Raw genomic sequence first — 2,952 nt, 5'->3', positions numbered from 1 at the left:
CAATTTTAAGGATAAGCCCTCGACCGATTAGTATCTGTCAGCTCCACGTGTCGCCACGCTTCCACACCAGACCTATCAACCTCATCATCTCTAAGGGGTCTTACTCACTTAACGTGATGGGAAATCTCATCTTGAGGGGGGCTTCATGCTTAGATGCTTTCAGCACTTATCCCGTCCACACGTAGCTACCCAGCTATGCCCCTGGCGGAACAACTGGTACACCAGCGGTGTGTCCATCCCGGTCCTCTCGTACTAAGGACAGCTCCTCTCAAATTTCCTGCGCCCGCGACGGATAGGGACCGAACTGTCTCACGACGTTCTGAACCCAGCTCGCGTACCGCTTTAATGGGCGAACAGCCCAACCCTTGGGACCTACTTCAGCCCCAGGATGCGATGAGCCGACATCGAGGTGCCAAACCTCCCCGTCGATGTGGACTCTTGGGGGAGATAAGCCTGTTATCCCCAGGGTAGCTTTTATCCGTTGAGCGATGGCCCTTCCATGCGGAACCACCGGATCACTAAGCCCGACTTTCGTCCCTGCTCGACTTGTAGGTCTCGCAGTCAAGCTCCCTTGTGCCTTTACACTCTGCGAATGATTTCCAACCATTCTGAGGGAACCTTTGGGCGCCTCCGTTACTGTTTAGGAGGCGACCGCCCCAGTCAAACTGCCCGCCTGACACTGTCTCCGAACCGGATCACGGTTCAAGGTTAGAATTTCAATACAGCCAGGGTAGTATCCCACCGACGCCTCCACCGAAGCTGGCGCTCCGGCTTCTCAGGCTCCTACCTATCCTGTACAAGCTGTACCAAAATCCAATATCAAGCTGCAGTAAAGCTCCATGGGGTCTTTCCGTCCTGTCGCGGGTAACCTGCATCTTCACAGGTACTATAATTTCACCGGGTCTCTCGTTGAGACAGTATCCAAGTCGTTACACCTTTCGTGCGGGTCGGAACTTACCCGACAAGGAATTTCGCTACCTTAGGACCGTTATAGTTACGGCCGCCGTTTACTGGGGCTTCAATTCAGAGCTTCTCCCGTAAGGGATAACCCCTCCTCTTAACCTTCCAGCACCGGGCAGGTGTCAGCCCCTATACTTCACCTTGCGGTTTCGCAGAGACCTGTGTTTTTGCTAAACAGTCGCTTGGATCTATTCACTGCGGCTCTCTCGGGCGATAAACCCTATCAGAGCACCCCTTCTCCCGAAGTTACGGGGTCATTTTGCCGAGTTCCTTAACGAGAGTTCTCCCGATCATCTTAGGATTCTCTCCTCGCCTACCTGTGTCGGTTTGCGGTACGGGCACCTCTTTCCTCACTAGAGGCTTTTCTTGGCAGTGTAGGATCAGGGACTTCGGTACTGAAATTTCCCTCGCCATCACAGCTCAGCCTTCACGTTGGACGGATTTGCCTATCCAACAGCCTAACTGCTTAGACGCACTATTCCATCAGTGCGCTCACCCTACCTTACTGCGTCCCCCCATTGTTCAAACGGAAAGGAGGTGGTACAGGAATATCAACCTGTTATCCATCGCCTACGCTTTTCAGCCTCGGCTTAGGCCCCGACTAACCCTGAGCGGACGAGCCTTCCTCAGGAAACCTTAGGCTTTCGATGGACAAGATTCTCACTTGTCTTTCGCTACTCATACCGGCATTCTCACTTCAAAGCGCTCCACCAGTCCTTCCGGTCTGACTTCACTGCACTTCGAACGCTCCCCTACCCCTGTACCTAAAAGGCACAAGCCATAGCTTCGGTGATACGTTTAGCCCCGTTACATTTTCGGCGCAGAGTCACTCGACCAGTGAGCTATTACGCACTCTTTAAATGGTGGCTGCTTCTAAGCCAACATCCTGGTTGTCTGGGCAACTCCACATCCTTTGCCACTTAACGTATACTTTGGGACCTTAGCTGATGGTCTGGGCTGTTTCCCTTTTGACTACGGATCTTATCACTCGCAGTCTGACTCCCGCGGATAATTCTCTGGCATTCGGAGTTTGACTGAATTCGGTAACCCTGTGGGGGCCCCTAGTCCAATCAGTGCTCTACCTCCAGGAATCTTGCCGCGAGGCTAGCCCTAAAGCTATTTCGGGGAGAACCAGCTATCTCCGTGTTCGATTGGCATTTCACCCCTACCCACACCTCATCCCCGCACTTTTCAACGTGCGTGGGTTCGGGCCTCCATTCAGTGTTACCTGAACTTCACCCTGGACATGGGTAGATCACACGGTTTCGGGTCTACGACCACGTACTATGTCGCCCTATTCAGACTCGCTTTCGCTGCGGCTCCGTCTATTCAACTTAACCTTGCACGGGATCGTAACTCGCCGGTTCATTCTACAAAAGGCACGCCGTCACCCGTTAATGGGCTCCGACTACTTGTAGGCACACGGTTTCAGGATCTATTTCACTCCCCTTCCGGGGTGCTTTTCACCTTTCCCTCACGGTACTGGTTCACTATCGGTCACTAGGGAGTATTTAGCCTTGGGAGATGGTCCTCCCGGATTCCGACGGGGTTTCACGTGTCCCGCCGTACTCAGGATCCACTCAGGAGAGAACGAAGTTTCAGCTACAGGGCTGTTACCTTCTTTGGCTGGCCTTTCCAGACCGCTTCACCTACTTCGTTCCTTTGTAACTCCATGTAGAGTGTCCTACAACCCCAGAGGGCAAGCCCTCTGGTTTGGGCTGTTTCCGTTTCGCTCGCCGCTACTCAGGAAATCGCATTTGCTTTCTCTTCCTCCGGGTACTTAGATGTTTCAGTTCCCCGGGTCTGCCTTCTCATACCCTATGTATTCAGATATGGATACCATCCCATTACGGATGGTGGGTTCCCCCATTCGGAAATCCCCGGATCAGTGCTTACTTACAGCTCCCCGAGGCATATCGGTGTTCGTCCCGTCCTTCTTCGGCTCCTAGTGCCAAGGCATCCACCGTGCGCCCTTTCTAGCTTAACCTTATA

Annotated in this window: 1 rRNA gene; it reads right to left on the bottom strand. The window is 53.2% G+C overall.

The annotated features are described in order from the left end of the window. Nucleotides 1-7: 7 nt before the first annotated feature. Nucleotides 8-2,947 (bottom strand): 23S ribosomal RNA (locus tag ACFW35_RS19790). Nucleotides 2,948-2,952 lie beyond the last annotated feature (5 nt).

Source organism: Fictibacillus sp. NPDC058756 (assembly GCF_042746035.1).
GTDB lineage: Bacteria > Bacillota > Bacilli > Bacillales > Fictibacillaceae > Fictibacillus.
This window is presented reverse-complemented; position numbering and strand designations above follow the sequence as displayed.